A 16,472-nucleotide genomic window follows, 5' to 3' on the forward strand; every position below is an offset into this window, starting at 1 on the left:
CTAGCCAAACCTCAGCGAGCCGAACAAGCCCTCGGTCTCATCCTTGGGGCCGGCCGCGAAGTACAGGGCGTTGCTGTCGCCCAGGGCCACGCCGTTGCCGAACTGCAGCGCCCACAGGCCCGGTATGGCGACCGGGCGATCCTGGCCATCGCGCAGCTCGTCCACGTAGCTGCCGCTGTCCAGGTCGAAGGCGCAGATGCGGCCCGCGCCGCCGAAGTTGCCCACCAGCAACCGGCCCGATAGCGGCCCGAAGTCGGGCGGTGCGATGGCCACGCCCCAGGGCGCGTTGAGCCTGCCATCGTCTGAATAGATCCGCTGCAGGCGGCCGTCCAGATCGAACTCGGCCAGCTTGCCGCGCGCGGGGCGGTTGCCGGTTGCGGCCTCGCGCTCTGCATCCATGGCATCTTCCTCACCCGCGAAGAAGGCGCTGGCGTCCTCGGGGTCGGGCTGGCTCATGGCGTAGAGCACGAAGACGCGGTCTCTTGAGCCGTCGTTGACAACCTGGATGTTGAACGGCACGGGATCGCCAGGTCTGGCAACGCCGGCAGGGCCGCTGGCGAAGGGGTTGACGAAGCCCTGGGTGGGGGTGAGCTGCCACTGCGCGTCCAGTGTGCGGATCTGAGGCTGGTCGCCGAAATCGGCCAGCCACAGACGGTCCCAGCGGCCCGTATGCAGGGCCGCGCCGAAGAAGGCCATGCCCCGGCCCGTGCCATCGAAGACCTCGACGGCTGGGCCGTCCACGCGCACGATGGCGCCCGTCTCGGCGTCGCGCTCGGTCCAGGCGCTGACGCTGCCGCTGTCGGTCACGAAGACAAAGCGCGCCGCGCCGTCGAGCAGGCGCCCGCCTGCGGGCTGGCTGCGCACGCGGAACAGGTGGGACTCCAGGGGCGCGCCGTGGTAGACCACGCCAGTGACCTTGCCTGCGCTGCCGTCGTCGATGCGGGAGTCCGACTGGGGCACGGCCACCTTGCGAAGGCCGTCCTGGCGCAGTGTGCGCAGGCTTGGCTCGGACGAGCGCGAGACGTCACCCAGGAATTGCCAGGAAGTGCCACCGCCGCCAATCCAGAAATGGCCGCCTGCGCCGGCCGGGCGGATGGCAATGCCCCAGCCGTTGACGAAGTCGGGTTCCGTGAAGCGCGCGCCGTAGCCAGCATGGCTGGCGAGCAGGGGTGTCTGGAGGTAGCGGTTGGCGGGTGCGCCGCCGCCGCAGGCGGTCAGCGCCGAGGAAGCGAGGGCGCTCAGAACAAAATGTCTCCGGTCGAGCATGTTGGATTTTCTGGTGGCATGGCAAAGCGGTGGATGGGTTGGCTGAGCATGCGAAACCAAGGGGCACCGAATGTTCTGGCTGCTGCCTGCGAACCCGGGGGGGCCGCAGATATGAACAGGCGATGCTAGGGAGGGGCCGCCTGCCGGGTCAATGCGGCCCCGTCTGATTCTGCAGAGCGATGCAGGAGAACTCAGCGCAGCTGCCTGCGCAGAATCTTTCCGGTCACGGTCTTGGGCAGTTCCTCGCGCAGCTCGACGATGCGCGGCACCTTGTAGGCGGCCATGTGTGCCTTGCAATGGGCGATGAGTTCCTCGGGCGCGGCCTGCCGGCCCGCTTTCAGCGAGACCACGGCCTTGACGGTCTCGCCACGGTAGTCGTCTGGCACGCCGATGACGGCGGCCTCGCGCACGGCGGGGTGGGTGTAGAGCACGTCCTCGACCTCGCGCGGCCAGACCTTGTAGCCGGCGGCGTTGATCATGTCCTTCTTGCGGTCCACCAGGTAGAACCAGCCGCGCTCGTCCATGAAGCCCACGTCGCCCGTGCGCAGCCCGCCCTCGAACATGGCGTCGGCCGTGGCTTCGGGCAGGTTCCAGTAGCCGGACATGATCTGCGGGCCGGCCGAGACGATCTCGCCGATCTCGCCCGGCGCGGCCTCGCGGTGCTGGTCGTCGATGATGCGCACCACCGTGCCATAGACCGGCACGCCGATGGACAGCGCACCCGAGGCCGGGTCCACCGGCGCCCGCGCGCCCAGCGGAACGAAGTGCGTGGGCGAGCAGGTCTCCGTCATGCCGAAGGCGTTGTGGATGGCCAGGCCCGACAGCTGCTCGAAGGCCTGGATCACGGCCGGCGCAATGGGCGCCCCGCCCGAGTACAAGGCCTTGAAACTGCGGAAATCCTCGCGCGAGACGCCCGGGTGGTTCATCAGCGCCACGAAGGCGGTGATGGCGCCGATGGTGAAACTGGGCCGGTGCTCGCGCATGGATTCGAGCATGGTCTCGGGATGGAAGCGGTGGCTGAGCACCAGCGGGCAGGGCACCAGCAGGGCCAGGGCCACATGGCCGACCAGGCCGGTGATGTGGAACAGCGGCGCCATGCCCAGCACGCTGTCGTCCGCCGTGATGCCTATCCAGTCGCGGTAGGTCTGGGCGTTGAAGGCCAGGTTGCCATGCGTGTTCATGGCGCCCTTGGGCTGGCCCGTGGTGCCCGATGTGTAGGTGATCACGGCCGTATCGTCCGCCGTGGGCCGGCGCGCCAGCGGCGCGGGCTGGCCGCCGGCCTGCACCAGCGCAAGCAGGTCCAGCGTGCCATCGGCCACCGGCAGGCGCGGACCGTCGCCGAGCACGCGCGCATCGCCGCGCGTCTGCCAGTCCAGCGCCGATGTGGTGACCACGGTGGCCAGCGGCAGGCCGCCAGCCGCATGCACCTCGCGGGCCACGTCCAGGTACAGCTGGTCCAGGCACAGCAGGGCCTGGGCGCCCGCGTTGTGCAGGATGTAGTGCAGCTCGCGCTGCCGGTTCATGGGATTGACCGGCACGGCGATACCGCCCAGCTTCCAGGCCGCCACCAGGCCGATGACGAAGGCCGGATTGTTCTGCGTATAGAGGGCCAGCCGGTCGCCGGCCGCAAAGCCCCGCGCCTGCAGCGCATGGGCCAGCGCGCTGGCGGCCTGGTCGAGTTCGCGCAGGTTCAGCCCGCCGTCGAAGTAGCGCACGATGGCGCAGCCGGGTGCCGCAGCCAGCGAGGCTTCGAACAGGTCGAGCATGTTGCCGAACTGCGGCCGCATCTCGGCCGGCTGGCCCGGCGCGTAAAGGCCCAGCCAGGGCCTGTCGTGCGATGGGGCCGCGCTCATTTGATCACCACGGGATTGACGGGCGAGCCCGTGGCGCGGTGGATCTTCAGCGGCGCGGCCACGTACAGAAAGGTGTAGCGGCCGTCGCGCGCGCAGCTGTCGGCCAGGGCCTCCAGGTCGCAGATCTCGGTCAGCGTCACGCCCAGGTTGCGCATCAGCGCGCAGTGCAGCGGCAGGGCCACGCCGTGCACGGGGTCCATGGTGACTTCGTTGGCGATGGTGTCGGTGACCAGGTTGGGGATCTCCATCGCATGGAACCAGTCCACGAGTTCGGGCGAGTAGGTCAGGCCGGGCTCGCAGAAGTCGTCGTAGAAGCTCGCCTGGTCTTCGTAGAAGCCCGACAGGAAATTGGTGCGCACGATCAGGATGTCGTGCTTTTCTATGGTGTGTCCCTGGGCCTTGGCGCAGGCCATCAGGTCTTCGTGCGTGAAGGTCTCGGCACGCTCCAGCGCTGCCTTGCCGCGGTGGCGCGCCATGTCCAGCAGCACGCCGCGTCCCACGATGCCGCGCGCGCCCAGCGCCTCCACGCTGGCCTTGTCCAGCCCGCCGACGGTGGTGCGTGCGTCATAGCCATTCCAGATGCGCCCGCCGTACCAGACATGGCCCAGCGCGTCGTACTGGGTCGATCCCTGCAGGAAGGCGTCCAGCTTGTCATCGGCATAGTGCAGGCCGCCGGGGAACCGGGGTGCATCGGGGCCGTCCCAGCTGGACTCGTCAAACACCATGGTGCGCTCGGCCGGTGTGCGGCCCGGCCAGACCGGATCGCCGCGCGGGTCGCCGATCAGCCGCTGCAGCGTGAAGGTCTCGCCCGAGCGGATGTGGGACACGCCGCGCAGCACCTCGGCGGGCGTGAGGAAGTTCAGCGCCCCGACCTCGTCGTCGGGTCCCCAGCGTCCCCAGTTGCTGGGGGCGTTCCTGAGCAGATCCTCCATCAGCGGGGCGTCGTCGTGCGTGTGTCCATGGTCGTGGGCATGTCCCATGTCTGTCTCCTGTCGTTGGTTTGTCGAACAAGGCGCGCAGGGCATTCAAACGCCAGGAGGGGCGCGAGGCTGTCGCGGGTTCGACACGCGGGCGGCAGGCATTGCGAACGTCCCGGGCAAAACTGCTTTCACAGGCGGCAGGCATGGCGGCGTGCCTGCGCCGGCGATGCTGCGTTGCAGCATCAAAACCCATAGCGGCAAAGGCCAGGCGCCACAGTGCTTTGCGATGCGCTGCGTGCCGCGCCTGCACGATCTGCGGTGTGCCTGGGGCCTGGCTTTCGGCCCCTGGCCGCATGCCGGAATGTTGCCTTCATGTAACCGCATTCGTGTGAGAATTGAAACCCGATTACAAACCCTGAGCGAGAGACATTCCATGCAAGTCCGCCGTGCCACCAAGATCGTCGCCACCCTGGGCCCCGCTTCCAGCGACCCGCAACTGCTGGAACAGATGGTGCGTGAAGGCGTCAACGTGGTGCGCCTGAATTTCAGCCACGGCAAGGCGCAGGACCACATCGACCGCGCCACCATGGTGCGCGAGGCGGCCCAGCGCGCAGGCCGCGAGGTGGCCATCATGGCCGACCTGCAGGGCCCCAAGATCCGCGTCGGCAAGTTCGCCGAAGGCAAGGTCATGCTGGAGCCCGGTGCGCGCTTCGTGCTCGACGCATCGCGCACCGCGCCCGGCGACCTGGGCGGCGTGGGCCTTGACTACAAGGAGCTGCCGCGCGACGTGAAGCCCGGCGATGTGCTGCTGCTCAACGACGGCCTGATCGTGCTCACCGTGGACCATGTGCGCGGCGACGAGGTGCACACCACCGTCAAGCTGGGCGGCGAGCTGTCCAACAACAAGGGCATCAACAAGCAGGGCGGCGGCCTGACGGCCCCGGCGCTGACGGCCAAGGACATGGAGGACATCAAGACCGCCATGAGCTTCCAGGCCGACTACGTGGCCGTGAGCTTTCCCAAGAACGCCACCGACATGGAGATGGCGCGCCAGCTGTGCAACGTGGCTGCGGCCCAGTACGGCCACAAGCCCGGCCTGATCGCCAAGATCGAGCGCGCCGAGGCCATTCCGCGCCTGGAAGAGATCCTGCATGTCTCCGACGGCATCATGGTCGCCCGTGGCGATCTGGCCGTGGAAGTGGGCAACGCGGCCGTGCCCGCGCTGCAAAAGAAGATGATCCGCATGGCGCGCGACATGGACAAGTTCGTGATCACCGCCACGCAGATGATGGAGAGCATGATCACCAACCCCGTGCCCACGCGCGCCGAGGTCAGCGACGTGGCCAACGCCGTGCTGGACGGCACGGACGCCGTCATGCTCAGCGCCGAGACCGCCGCCGGCAAGTACCCGCTGGAGACCGTGCAGGAAATGGCCAAGATCTGCGCTGCCGCAGAAGCCGCCGAAGACCCGGACAGCGATGCCGAGTTCACCGGCCGCCAGTTCTCGCGCATCGACCAGTCGATCGCCATCGGCGCGCTGTTCACGGCCCACCACCTGGGTGCCAAGGCCATCGTCGCCATGACGGACAGCGGCTCCACCGCGCTGTGGATGAGCCGCCACCGCATCCACATCCCCATCTACGCGCTCACGCCCAAGATCTCCACGCAGCGCAAGATGGCCATGTACCGCAACGTGCGCCCCCTGCTCATGGACACCAGCGCCGACCGCGACACCGCGCTGGACCAGGCCGAAGGCCATCTGCGCGCGCGCAACATCGTGCAAAGCGGCGATGTCTACGCCATCACCTGCGGCGAGCCCATGGGCCAGCCCGGCGGCACCAACATGCTCAAGATATGTCGTGTGAACTGATGCGCACGCATCCGCTGCGCGTCAGTGATTGAACCCACCCGGGACAGGCCCACAGGCCTTCCCGGGTTTTTTGTTTCAGAGCATGCCTGAGCCCAGGCGTGCCAGCAGCGGCCCGCCTGCACGGCGGCGCCACAGCGCGGCATGCCAGACCAGGGTGGCGCTGCAGATGCCCACGATGGCGCCGCCGACCACATCGGACGGGAAGTGCACGCCCAGGTGCACGCGGCTCCAGGCCATGCCCAGGGCCAGCGACCAGGCTGACACCATGACCCAGCGGCGGTGGCGCGTGCAGCCCAGGGTCAGCGCCTGGGCCAGGGCAAAGGCGCCCGTGGCATGCATGCTCGGAAAGCTGGACCGCAGCGCGTGTTCCACCCATTGCACGCCCATGCCCAACTGGGCAGGACGCGGCGCCGGAAAGCCCCAGCGGATCAGCCGCGCCACGGCCCAGGCGGCCAGCATGGACAGCAGGGCCAGCACCAGGGTGCGGCGCAGGGCGGGCGAGCCGCGCAGCAGCCCGGCCATCACGGGAAGGGCGCACAGCGAGGGAAGCCAGGACGAGATGGCGCGCGCCGCCTCGATCGAGATGGCGGGCGTTTGCGCGTTGGCGTTCAGCAGCGTGAACAGGGCGGGGTCCAGGGGCAGCATGGCAATGCTCGATCAGGGTGCGGAAGGCGGAAGGCTGGCGGCGGGCCACAGGGAGTCGGGCGCGCTGTCCCGGGTGCGCAGCGCACGCGTGACCGCCAGGTCGAAGAGCCAGCCCGCCGTCCAGCACAGCCAGCCGGTCCACAGCGTGTGGCTCATGAAATGGGCACCGCGCATCTGCTGGGCCAACCCCATCAGCAGACCTGCGGCCAGCGAGACGGCCAGCCAGATCCAGGCTGCGCGCGGTGCATGGCGGCGCAGCGCGAAATAGCCGGCCAGAAAGGCAAAGCCCGCCGAGGCATGGCCTGCGGGAAAGCAGCGGCCCGGGCCGCCATCGGCCAGTCCCAGCGACCAGTGCGAGACATGGCGCGCCACGCCGCCGAACTCGGCCAGGTCCCAGGGGCAGCTGGTCGCGCTGGTGTACTTGAGCAGCGATATCAGGGCCAGCGACAGCAAGATGCCCGCCACCAGCTGCACGCGCCGCCCATGGGGCAGCAGGCGCAGCGGGCCCACGGGCCGCCAGACGCACAGCGTCAGGCCCAGCACCACCAGCCAGGCCAGGCGGCGTGCGCCTTCATGGGCGATGTTCACGAAGAACCAGTCCGAACGCAGCGCAAAGCCATCGGCGTCGCCAAACCAGCGGGCCATGGCCAGGTCCAGGGCGCTGGCATCCCAGGCCAGGACCACGGCCAGGGCCGCCAGGGTCCACAGCAGGGTGCTTTTGAAGGAGGGGCCCTGCGCGGGGGCTGCGGAGAAATCTCGGGGTTCAGGTGTCGGCATGGCCGGCAGCATGAGAAGCGCGGCTTAAACCCGTCTTAACGCATGCCCCGGCGTGCGGCCATCGTCTGGCGCCGCAGCCGGCAGCGGTCATTGCACAATGCGCGCATGCGAATACTGGTCGTCGAAGACAACGCGGGCATTGCCGCAGGCCTGCAGGCCAATCTGGAACAGCGCCGCTACGCGGTCGATGTGTGCACCACCGTGGCCGAGGCCTGGCATGCGCTGGAGATGGAGCGCTTCGATGCCGTGCTGCTGGACCTGGGCCTGCCCGATGGCGACGGCAGCGAAATCCTGCGCCGCCTGCGGGGCCCGCGCCGCCCGGGTGGCGACAGCCAGGCCCTGCCTGACCCCAACACGCCCGTGCTCATCCTCACCGCGCGCGACCAGGTGCGCGAGCGCATCGCCGGGCTGGACCTGGGTGCCGACGATTACCTGGTCAAGCCCTTCGACATCGACGAGCTGGAGGCGCGGCTGCGCGCCATGCTGCGCCGCGCAGGAGGCCAGGCGGCACCCGTGATCCGCCATGGCGAGCTGGAGGTCGACCCGGCCGCGCGCACCGTGCGCCGCGACGGAAAGCTGGTGGAGATGTCGCCGCGCGAGTTTTCGGTGCTCTGGGTGCTGCTGCAGGCGCGCGGGCGCGTGCTCTCGCGCCAGCAGATCGAAGAGCACCTCTACAGCTGGGGCACGGCCGTGGAAAGCAATGCCGTCGAAGTCCACATCCACCACCTGCGCAAGAAGCTGGGCAATGCCAGCATCGTCACCATGCGTGGCGTGGGCTACTTCCTGCCCGTGGAGAACACATGAGCACCGCGCCGGACCGCCGCCCCTCGCTGATCTGGCATCTGATGGCCTGGATGCTGGGCGCGCTGGTCGTGGTCTGGGCCAGCTTCGTGGCGCTGGGCTACCAGACCGGCGTGCACGAGGCAGACGAGCTCACCGACGGCCACCTGGCCGGTGTGGCCGCACTGGTGCTCAACCTCCACGTGGATGGCGCGGTGGACCACGGCGAGGCTACGCCCGTGCACGAGCCGCCGGGCCTCATGGCCCACGACTACCAGCAGTCGCTGAGCGTGGCCCTGTGGGATGGCTCGGGCCGGCTCATCTCGCGCACGGGCGATGCGCCTGAGCCCTCCTTCGACACCGAGCAGGGCTTTGCCACGCTGCGCCTGGGCCCGGAGCGCCGCGCCTGGCGCAGCTTCACCCAGTGGAGCCGCGACCATGCGCGCAAGGTCAGCGTGATGATCGAGCTGCAGGAGCGCGACGAACTGGCCGACGACATTGCCGGCCAGATGGTCGAGCCCGGCCTGTGGCTGCTGCCCGTGGTGGCGCTGGCGCTGGGGCTGGCCATTCGCCGGGGCATGCGGCCGCTCAACGAACTCTCGCGTGAGGTGGAGCGCCTGGACCTGGCCCAGGCCGAGCGCGTCTCGCACCGCCACGCGCTGCGGGAATTCATGCCCGTGGTCAACTCCATCAACACCTTGCTGGACCGCCAGCAGGAGGCGCTGGAGCGCGAGCGCAGCCTGGCCAACGAAGTGGCCCATGAACTGCGCACACCGCTGGCCTCCATCGCCTTGCAGGCGCGGGCCCTGGGCGATGCGCCGGCCGGCGCCATGGACGCCCCGGCCCAGCGCCAGGCGCTGGCGCAGATAGGCCGGGACGCGCTGCACGCCGGCCATGTGCTCAACCAGCTGCTGGCACTGGCACGCGCCGGCCGCGCCATGCTGGCCGAGCCGCCCGTGCCCGTGGACCTGGCCGCGCTGGCCCGGCAGGTGGTGGCCGCCCATGCGCAGGCGGCCTGGCAGCGCGACTGCAGCCTGTCCGTGCAGGCGCCTGAGGCACTGGGCGTGATGGGCAATGCCGTGCTGCTGGAGCTGGCGCTGCGCAACCTGGTGGAAAACGCCCTCAAGCACACGCCGCACGGCACGCAGATCGAAGTCCAGGCCGGGCAGGGGCCCGACGGCGAGGTCTGGTTGCAGGTCTGCGACGACGGCCGCCGCGATGGCGCAGAGCGCGCGGCAGCGCCCGTGGACAGCCTGCACCTGGGCCACGAGATCGTGGCGCGCGTGCTGCGCGCCCACCAGGGAAGCTTTGGCGAGGCCGCGCCGCCCGAAGGCTTCACGACGTGCTACCGCATGGGAATGCCCGGGACAGGGTTGGCGGCAGCTGGTTAAAATCGCCAGTTACCAAGCGGTTACTGCCGCGATCCCCCGGCCGTGGCCCCGCAGCGCACCCATGACGCAGCGGCGGCTGCCATGCGGCAGGGGCATCCCCCTCTCAACAACTTGATACGGACCCTACACATGCCTCTCGTTTCGATGCGCGAACTGCTGGACCACGCTGCCGAAAACGGCTACGGTCTTCCCGCCTTCAACGTCAACAACCTGGAGCAGGTGCAAGCCGTGATGTCGGCCGCAGACGAAGTGGGCGCGCCCGTCATCCTGCAGGCCAGCGCAGGCGCCCGCAAGTACGCCGGCGAGCCCTTCATCAAGCACCTGATCCAGGCCGCTGCCGAGCAGTATCCCCACATTCCCCTGGTCATGCACCAGGACCACGGCACCTCGCCCGCCATCTGCCAGGGCGCGCTGAACCTGGGCTTCGGCTCGGTGATGATGGACGGCTCGCTGATGGAAGACGGCAAGACGCCTTCCTCCTTCGAATACAACGTGGACGTGACCCGCAAGGTCGTGGAAATGGCCCACAAGCTGGGCGCCACCGTCGAAGGTGAACTCGGCTGCCTGGGCTCGCTGGAAACCGGCATGGCCGGCGAGGAAGACGGCGTGGGCGCCGAAGGCGTGCTCGACCACTCGGCGCTGCTGACCGACCCCGAGGAAGCGGCCCAGTTCGTCAAGGCGACGCAGCTGGACGCGCTGGCCATTGCCATCGGCACCAGCCACGGCGCCTACAAGTTCACGCGCAAGCCCACGGGCGACATCCTGTCCATCCAGCGCGTCAAGGAAATCCACGCGCGCCTGCCCAACACCCACCTGGTCATGCACGGCTCCTCCTCCGTGCCCCAGGAACTGCTGGAAATCATCCGCCAGTACGGCGGCGCCATGAAGGAAACCTACGGCGTGCCCGTCGAGGAAATCCAGGAAGCCATCAAGCACGGCGTGCGCAAGATCAACATCGACACCGACATCCGCCTGGCGATGACCGGCGCCGTGCGCAAGTTCCTGGCCGAGAACCCCGAAAAGTTCGATGCCCGCGAATGGCTCAAGCCTGCCCGCGAAGCCGCCAAGCAGATCTGCAAGGCCCGCTACATCGAGTTCGGCTGCGAAGGCCAGGGCGCCAAGATCAAGGGCTACACGCTGGAGCAGATGGCTGCCAAGTACGCTGCCGGTTCGCTGCAGCAGGTCGTGAACTGATCGGTTCCTTCCCCTTCAAAAAAGCCCGCCGGTCCGCCCGGCGGGCTTTTTTGCTTTCAGCGCGGCGCGGGGGCCGCAGCCGGTGACCGCTGGGGTACGGCCATGGCCATCTCGTCATCGGGCACCACGGGCTGGGGGTGGCTGGCGTTCCAGCCCGACACCAGCAAGCTGGTGCCCGACAGCACCAGCAGCAGGCAGACCATCCATTCGACCAGCCGCTTGGGCAGGGCGGGCGGATGGCGCATGTGCAGCCAGGTCACCACCGTCACCACGGGAAAGGCCAGGGCCGCCGCCAGCAGCACGCTGGCGGTGATCTCGCCCTCCCAGGCCACCATCGCCAGGCGCAGCAGCGCGCAGGTGAGGAACATGGCAAACAGGCACTGGCGCACCACCAGGCGGTCCAGCGGCTGGCGGTACAGGTGGTAGACCATGGGCGGGCCCGGCGTGGCAAACAGGCCGCCCAGCACCCCCGATGCCACACCGGCCACCCACAGTGACACCGGCCCCGACACCTGCGCGTTGACCTGCTTTTGCAGCAACAGCAACAGCGCGCATGCCACGATGGCCAGGCCCAGCAGCATGCGCAGCCCGCTCAGCGCATTGCCGCTGAGCCACTGCAGCAGCAGCACGCCGCCGATCACGCCGATGACGCTGCTGATCAGCATGGGCTTGAGCAGCGTCCACTGCGGCACCTGGCGGTGGGCGCGCAGGTAGGCCACGCCGTTGACCACGGACAGCAGGCAGGCCACGTTGGCCGCATCGCCAATGCCCATCAGATGCGTGGCACCGGCCACGCCCACGAAGATCAGCCCGAAGGCAAAGCCCGTCAGGTTCTGGCAAAACGTCGCCAGGCCCACCAGGGCCAGGAACATCACATACTGGATCACGCTCATCGAAAGGCTTTCTGGCGCGCCGCTGCGCCGAACCGGCGACGCTATCACGAAGCGCGCGCCGCTGCCTGCAGGCGCAGCGGGCAGGGCGCCAAGCCGCCGATCGCCAGGCCGCACTCACCGACGCGCGGTGTATCAGCCCCGCGCGTTGAGGCGTTCCAGCCGCTCGGGCGTGCCCACGTCGGTCCAGCGGCCGGTATACGGGCTGGCCCCCACCTGGCCGGCCGCCATGGCGCGGCGCAGCAGCAGTACCAGCGGCACGCGCCATCCCTCGGGGTTGCCGGGCGGGATGTCGCACCAGGGCGCGGCAAACAGCTCGGCGCGCAGCAGCGCAATGGTGCCGTAGGTCTGGCGCGGGCGGGCGTCGCCCTCGGGCCAGTCGCAGGCCAGGCCCAGTTCGTCCACGCCGAAGTCGCCACGCCGATGGTGCTCGGGGTTGGGCACCAGCCACAGATGGGCCAGGCGGCCGCTGGCCGCGAATTCCCGGGCGGCCTCGAACGGGAAATCGAAGTCCGGCGCGTAGACGTCGCCGGCCGCCAGCCAGAACACATCGCCCAGCAGCGGCAGCGCGCGCGCAATGCCGCCGGCGGTCTCCAGCGCCTGCTCGGGCTCGGGGGAATAGGCCAGTTGCAGCGGCTCGCCCCCGTTGTCAGGCACGAATTGGGGGCCGAATCGCGCCGGAATCTGCGCGCCCAGCCAGCCCGTGTTGACCACCGCGCGGCGCACGCCGGCCTGCGCAAGGGCCTGCAGGTGGTGCTGCAGCAGCGGCCGGCCCTGCACCTGCAGCAGCGGCTTGGGGCAGGTGTCGGTCAGCGGCCGCATGCGCTCGCCACGGCCTGCGGCCAGCAGCATGGCAGGCGGCTGTTCGGTGAGGGAAAGCGCCTTGGCGGCGGGGAACGGCGGGATGGGCTGGGCGGTCATGGAGGGCAACTGTAGACCATTGCCAGCGGCCATTGCCCCGCGCGCGGGAGCCGAAAACCCCAGTCCTTTAAAATGGCCGGCTTATTTTGATTACCCCCTCCTTCACGGAGCGCCCTGATGGCCAACACTCAACAAATGGCGAATGCGATCCGCGCACTCGCAATGGATGCCGTTCAACAAGCCAACTCCGGCCACCCCGGCGCCCCCATGGGCATGGCCGACATGGCCGTGGCACTGTGGAGCCGTCACCTCAAGCACAACCCCGTCAACCCGCAATGGGCTGACCGTGACCGCTTCATCCTGTCCAACGGCCACGGCTCCATGCTGATCTACGCGCTGCTGCACCTCACGGGCTATGCGCTGCCGATCGACGAGCTCAAGAACTTCCGCCAGCTGCACAGCAAGACGGCCGGCCACCCCGAAGTGGGCATCACCCCCGGCGTGGAAACCACCACCGGCCCGCTGGGCCAGGGCATCACCAATGCCGTGGGCTTCGCGCTGGCAGAAAAGCTGCTGGCTGCCGAATTCAACCGTCCCGGCCACGCCATCGTCGACCACCACACCTACGTGTTCCTGGGTGACGGCTGCCTGATGGAAGGCATCAGCCACGAGGCCGCGGCCCTGGCCGGCGCCTGGAAGCTGGGCAAGCTGGTGGCGCTGTACGACGACAACGGCATCTCCATCGACGGCAAGGTCGCCCCCTGGTTCATCGACAACACGCCCGCCCGCTTCGAAGCCTATGGCTGGAACGTGATCCGCGACGTGGACGGCCACAACGTCCAGGCCCTCGATGCCGCCATCGCCGCTGCCAAGAAGAACAGCTCCAAGCCCACCCTGATCTGCTGCAAGACCAGCATCGGCAAGGGCTCGCCCAACCGCCAGGACACGGCCAAGGCCCACGGCGAGCCCCTGGGCGCCGAGGAAATCGCGCTGACCCGCGCGGCCCTGGGCTGGGAGCACGGCCCTTTCGACATCCCCGCCAGCGTCTACGGCGACTGGGATGCCAAGGCCGCCGGCGCCAAGGCTGAAGCGGCCTGGAACAAGAAGTTCGCCGCCTACGCCAAGGCCTTCCCCGAACTGGCTGCCGACTTCACGCGCCGCATGGCCGGCGACCTGCCTGCCAACTTCGGCGAGATCGCCGCGCAGATCGCCTCCGACGCGCATGACGCAGGCGCCACCGTGGCCAGCCGCAAGGCCAGCCAACTGGCCCTGGAAGGCCTGACCGCAGCCCTGCCCGAACTGCTGGGCGGCTCGGCCGACCTGACCGGCTCCAACCTGACCAACACCAAGAGCACGCCTTCGCTGCGCGTGGACGACAAGGGTGCCGTGGTCCTGACCGAAGACGGCAAGATCGGCCGCCACATCAACTACGGTGTGCGCGAGTTCGGCATGGCCGCCATCATGAACGGCATCGCCCTGCATGGCGGCTACATCCCCTACGCAGGCACCTTCCTGACCTTCAGCGACTACAGCCGCAACGCCATCCGCATGGCCGCGCTGATGAAGCAGCGCGTGGTCCACGTCTTCACGCACGACTCCATCGGCCTGGGCGAAGACGGCCCCACCCACCAGTCCATCGAGCACGCCGCCTCGCTGCGCCTGATCCCTGGCCTGGATGTCTGGCGCCCTGCCGACACCACGGAAACCGCCGTCGCCTGGACCGTGGCCCTGAGCCAGAAGAACAAGCCCACGGCCCTGCTGCTGTCGCGCCAGAACCTGGCCTACGCAGCCAAGACCGAAGACGCGCTGGACGACATCGCCTGCGGCGCCTACGTGCTGTCCGAGCCCAAGGCCGTCGGCCTGAACAAGAAGGCCCAGGCCGTCATCATCGCCACCGGCTCCGAGGTGCAACTGGCCCTGGCAGCCCAGAAGCTGCTGGCCGAGCGCAAGGTCGCCGTGCGCGTGGTCTCCATGCCCAGCACCACCACCTTCGACAAGCAGGACGCCAAGTACAAGAGCCAGGTGCTGCCGGCCAACCTGCCGCGCATCGCCGTGGAAATGGGCGTGACCGACTTCTGGTGGAAGTACGGCTGCGCCGCCGTCGTCGGCATCGACACCTACGGCGAATCGGCCCCCGCGCCCGTGCTGTTCAAGCACTTCGGCTTCACGGCAGAGAACGTGGCCGACACCGTGCAGGCTGCGCTGCAGCGCGCCGGCAAGTAAAGCTGCGAGAAGGGGCCTGTGGCCCCTTTTTGCCGCCCGCCAGGCCCGGCCTGGCCCTCACCGTTTCAGTTTTTCCGTTTTTCGCAATCCGTCAATCCAAGAGGCAAATATGACGATCAAGATCGGTATCAACGGCTTCGGCCGCATCGGCCGCATGGTGTTCCGCGCTGCCGTGCAGAACTTCAGCGACATCGAAGTCGTGGGCATCAACGACCTGCTCGAGCCCGACTACCTGGCCTACATGCTCAAGTACGACAGCGTGCACGGCCGTTTCAAGGGCGAGGTCTCGGTGGAGGGCTCCAACCTGATCGTCAACGGCAAGACCATCCGCCTGACGCAGGAGCGCGACCCCGCCAACCTGAAGTGGAACGAAGTCGGCGCCGACATCGTGATCGAGGCCACCGGCCTGTTCCTGACCGACGAGACTGCACGCAAGCACCTGGCTGCCGGCGCCAAGAAGGTCATCATGTCCGCGCCTTCCAAGGACAGCACCCCGATGTTCGTCTTCGGCGTGAACTGCAAGACCTACGCCGGCCAGGACGTGATCTCCAACGCCTCCTGCACCACCAACTGCCTGGCTCCCGTGGCCAAGGTGCTCAACGACAAGTGGGGCATCAAGCGCGGCCTGATGACCACCGTGCACGCTGCCACCGCCACGCAAAAGACCGTGGACGGCCCCAGCAACAAGGACTGGCGCGGCGGCCGCGGCATCCTGGAAAACATCATTCCCTCCAGCACGGGCGCAGCCAAGGCCGTGGGCGTGGTGATTCCCGAGCTCAACAAGAAGCTGACCGGCATGTCCTTCCGCGTGCCCACCTCCGACGTGTCGGTGGTGGACCTGACGGTGGAGCTGAACAGCGAAGCCAGCTACGAAGAGATCTGCGCCGAAATGAAGGCCCAGTCGCAAGGCGCGCTCAAGGGCGTGCTGGGCTACACCGAAGACAAGGTCGTGGCCACGGACTTCCGCGGCGAGTCCTGCACCTCGGTGTTCGATGCCGAAGCCGGCATCGCCCTGGACAAGACCTTCGTGAAGGTCGTGTCCTGGTACGACAACGAGTGGGGCTACTCGAACAAGTGCCTGGAAATGGTGCGCGTGGTCGCCGCCAAGTAATCCTGGCGCGAACCGCTGCGGGGCCTGTCGAAGGGCCCTGCACCAGGCCGGCATCGGACGCGATGCCGGCCTTTTTCATGGAAGCTGCGACACTGGCGGCTTGTGCGCCACACCGGAGGTTCCCATGGCTGTCCACGCGAGTTCCACCACGCTGATCGTGCTGCTGCCACTGCTGGTCTGGCGCCTGCACGCGCGTTACCGGCGGCTCGTGGGGCGCCAGCGCACGAACAAGTACCGGCCCTGGATCACGCTGGGCATCTACACCGTGCTGCTGGGCCTGGTGGGCTGGGTCGCCTGGGGCCACTGGCCTGCGCTGGCGGCGCTGGGCGGCGGGCTGGTCTGCGGCGGGCTGCTGTCGCGCTGGGCCTGGTCGCGCACGCAGCTCGAACCGACTCCACAGGGCCTGTACTACACGCCTCATACCCATCTGGGCATTGCCCTGTCCCTGCTGTTCCTGGCGCGCATCGCCTGGCGCGTGGTGCAACTGGCCTGGCTGTCGCCGGGCGCCGATACCGGCCTGCATGGGTTCATTGCCAGTCCGCTCACACTGTCGGTGTTCGGGCTCATGGCGGGGCACAGCACGGGCTATGCGATTGCGCTGTATCGCTGGCGCCAGCGCGTGCTGGCCGCCAAGCGGGCGCGCGAGGCGGCCCAGGTCTAGCACTGCAAGTGTTGCTCGACAAAGCCGGCA

General features: G+C 68.6%; 14 protein-coding genes. 7 read left to right on the plus strand and 7 right to left on the minus strand.

Features of this window, described 5'->3' with window-relative positions; genetic code table 11:
• The 3 genes from DACI_RS04720 to DACI_RS04730 all read right to left on the minus strand — a co-directional run bounded on the left by DACI_RS04720 (position 1) and on the right by DACI_RS04730 (position 4,099).
• Complete coding sequence (locus DACI_RS04720) at positions 1-1,266, minus strand: TIGR03118 family protein (RefSeq protein ID WP_012202859.1); 1,266 nt, start codon at positions 1,264-1,266, stop codon at positions 1-3.
• Positions 1,267-1,457: 191 nt separating this feature from the next.
• The gene (locus DACI_RS04725) at positions 1,458-3,119 is read right to left on the minus strand and encodes an AMP-binding protein (protein ID WP_012202860.1); all 1,662 of its coding nucleotides are present in this window, start codon (positions 3,117-3,119) and stop codon (positions 1,458-1,460) included.
• Complete coding sequence (locus DACI_RS04730) at positions 3,116-4,099, minus strand: cyclase family protein (protein WP_012202861.1); 984 nt, start codon at positions 4,097-4,099, stop codon at positions 3,116-3,118. The genes DACI_RS04725 and DACI_RS04730 overlap by 4 nt, the downstream gene beginning before the upstream one ends.
• A 373-nt stretch (positions 4,100-4,472) precedes the next feature.
• Between DACI_RS04730 and pyk the strand changes: the two genes are divergently transcribed.
• The gene (gene pyk, locus DACI_RS04735; RefSeq protein WP_012202862.1) at positions 4,473-5,909 is read left to right on the plus strand and encodes a pyruvate kinase; all 1,437 of its coding nucleotides are present in this window, start codon (positions 4,473-4,475) and stop codon (positions 5,907-5,909) included.
• 75 nt (positions 5,910-5,984) lie between these two features.
• Here the strand turns inward: pyk and DACI_RS04740 are convergent, their stop codons facing one another.
• Together DACI_RS04740 and DACI_RS04745 are read right to left on the minus strand one after the other, a co-directional pair.
• Entirely contained in the window at positions 5,985-6,554 is a 570-nt protein-coding gene (locus tag DACI_RS04740) for a phosphatase PAP2 family protein (protein ID WP_012202863.1), read from the minus strand.
• Between the two features lie 12 nt (positions 6,555-6,566).
• Positions 6,567-7,343: a phosphatase PAP2 family protein gene (locus DACI_RS04745; RefSeq protein WP_012202864.1), complete on the minus strand. Its 777-nt coding sequence runs from the start codon at positions 7,341-7,343 to the stop codon at positions 6,567-6,569.
• A gap of 93 nt (positions 7,344-7,436) precedes the next feature.
• On the opposite strand from DACI_RS04745, the gene DACI_RS04750 reads away from it, so the two are divergent.
• The 3 genes from DACI_RS04750 (at position 7,437) to fba (ending at position 10,696) form a co-directional block, all read left to right on the plus strand.
• The gene (locus DACI_RS04750) at positions 7,437-8,135 is read left to right on the plus strand and encodes a response regulator transcription factor (RefSeq protein ID WP_043783171.1); all 699 of its coding nucleotides are present in this window, start codon (positions 7,437-7,439) and stop codon (positions 8,133-8,135) included.
• Entirely contained in the window at positions 8,132-9,502 is a 1,371-nt protein-coding gene (locus DACI_RS04755) for a sensor histidine kinase (protein ID WP_012202866.1), read from the plus strand. The genes DACI_RS04750 and DACI_RS04755 overlap by 4 nt, the downstream gene beginning before the upstream one ends.
• 129 nt (positions 9,503-9,631) lie before the next feature.
• Positions 9,632-10,696: a class II fructose-bisphosphate aldolase gene (fba, locus tag DACI_RS04760; protein ID WP_013804528.1), complete on the plus strand. Its 1,065-nt coding sequence runs from the start codon at positions 9,632-9,634 to the stop codon at positions 10,694-10,696.
• A gap of 56 nt (positions 10,697-10,752) precedes the next feature.
• Here the strand turns inward: fba and DACI_RS04765 are convergent, their stop codons facing one another.
• The gene (locus DACI_RS04765) at positions 10,753-11,589 is read right to left on the minus strand and encodes a sulfite exporter TauE/SafE family protein (RefSeq protein ID WP_012202868.1); all 837 of its coding nucleotides are present in this window, start codon (positions 11,587-11,589) and stop codon (positions 10,753-10,755) included.
• Between the two features lie 132 nt (positions 11,590-11,721).
• Positions 11,722-12,507, minus strand: coding sequence for a nucleotidyltransferase family protein (locus DACI_RS04770; RefSeq protein ID WP_043780651.1), 786 nt, complete (start codon positions 12,505-12,507; stop codon positions 11,722-11,724).
• A 117-nt stretch (positions 12,508-12,624) separates the two neighbouring features.
• On the opposite strand from DACI_RS04770, the gene tkt reads away from it, so the two are divergent.
• The 3 genes from tkt (at position 12,625) to DACI_RS32690 (ending at position 16,442) form a co-directional block, all read left to right on the plus strand.
• The gene (gene tkt, locus DACI_RS04775) at positions 12,625-14,670 is read left to right on the plus strand and encodes a transketolase (protein WP_012202870.1); all 2,046 of its coding nucleotides are present in this window, start codon (positions 12,625-12,627) and stop codon (positions 14,668-14,670) included.
• 109 nt (positions 14,671-14,779) lie between these two features.
• The gene (gap, locus tag DACI_RS04780; RefSeq protein WP_012202871.1) at positions 14,780-15,781 is read left to right on the plus strand and encodes a type I glyceraldehyde-3-phosphate dehydrogenase; all 1,002 of its coding nucleotides are present in this window, start codon (positions 14,780-14,782) and stop codon (positions 15,779-15,781) included.
• Positions 15,782-15,905: 124 nt separating this feature from the next.
• Positions 15,906-16,442, plus strand: a complete 537-nt coding sequence (locus DACI_RS32690; RefSeq protein WP_012202872.1) for a hypothetical protein — start codon at positions 15,906-15,908, stop codon at positions 16,440-16,442.
• Positions 16,443-16,472 lie beyond the last annotated feature (30 nt).

It is taken from the genome of Delftia acidovorans SPH-1 (assembly GCF_000018665.1).
Classification (GTDB): Bacteria; Pseudomonadota; Gammaproteobacteria; order Burkholderiales; family Burkholderiaceae_C; genus Comamonas; species Comamonas acidovorans.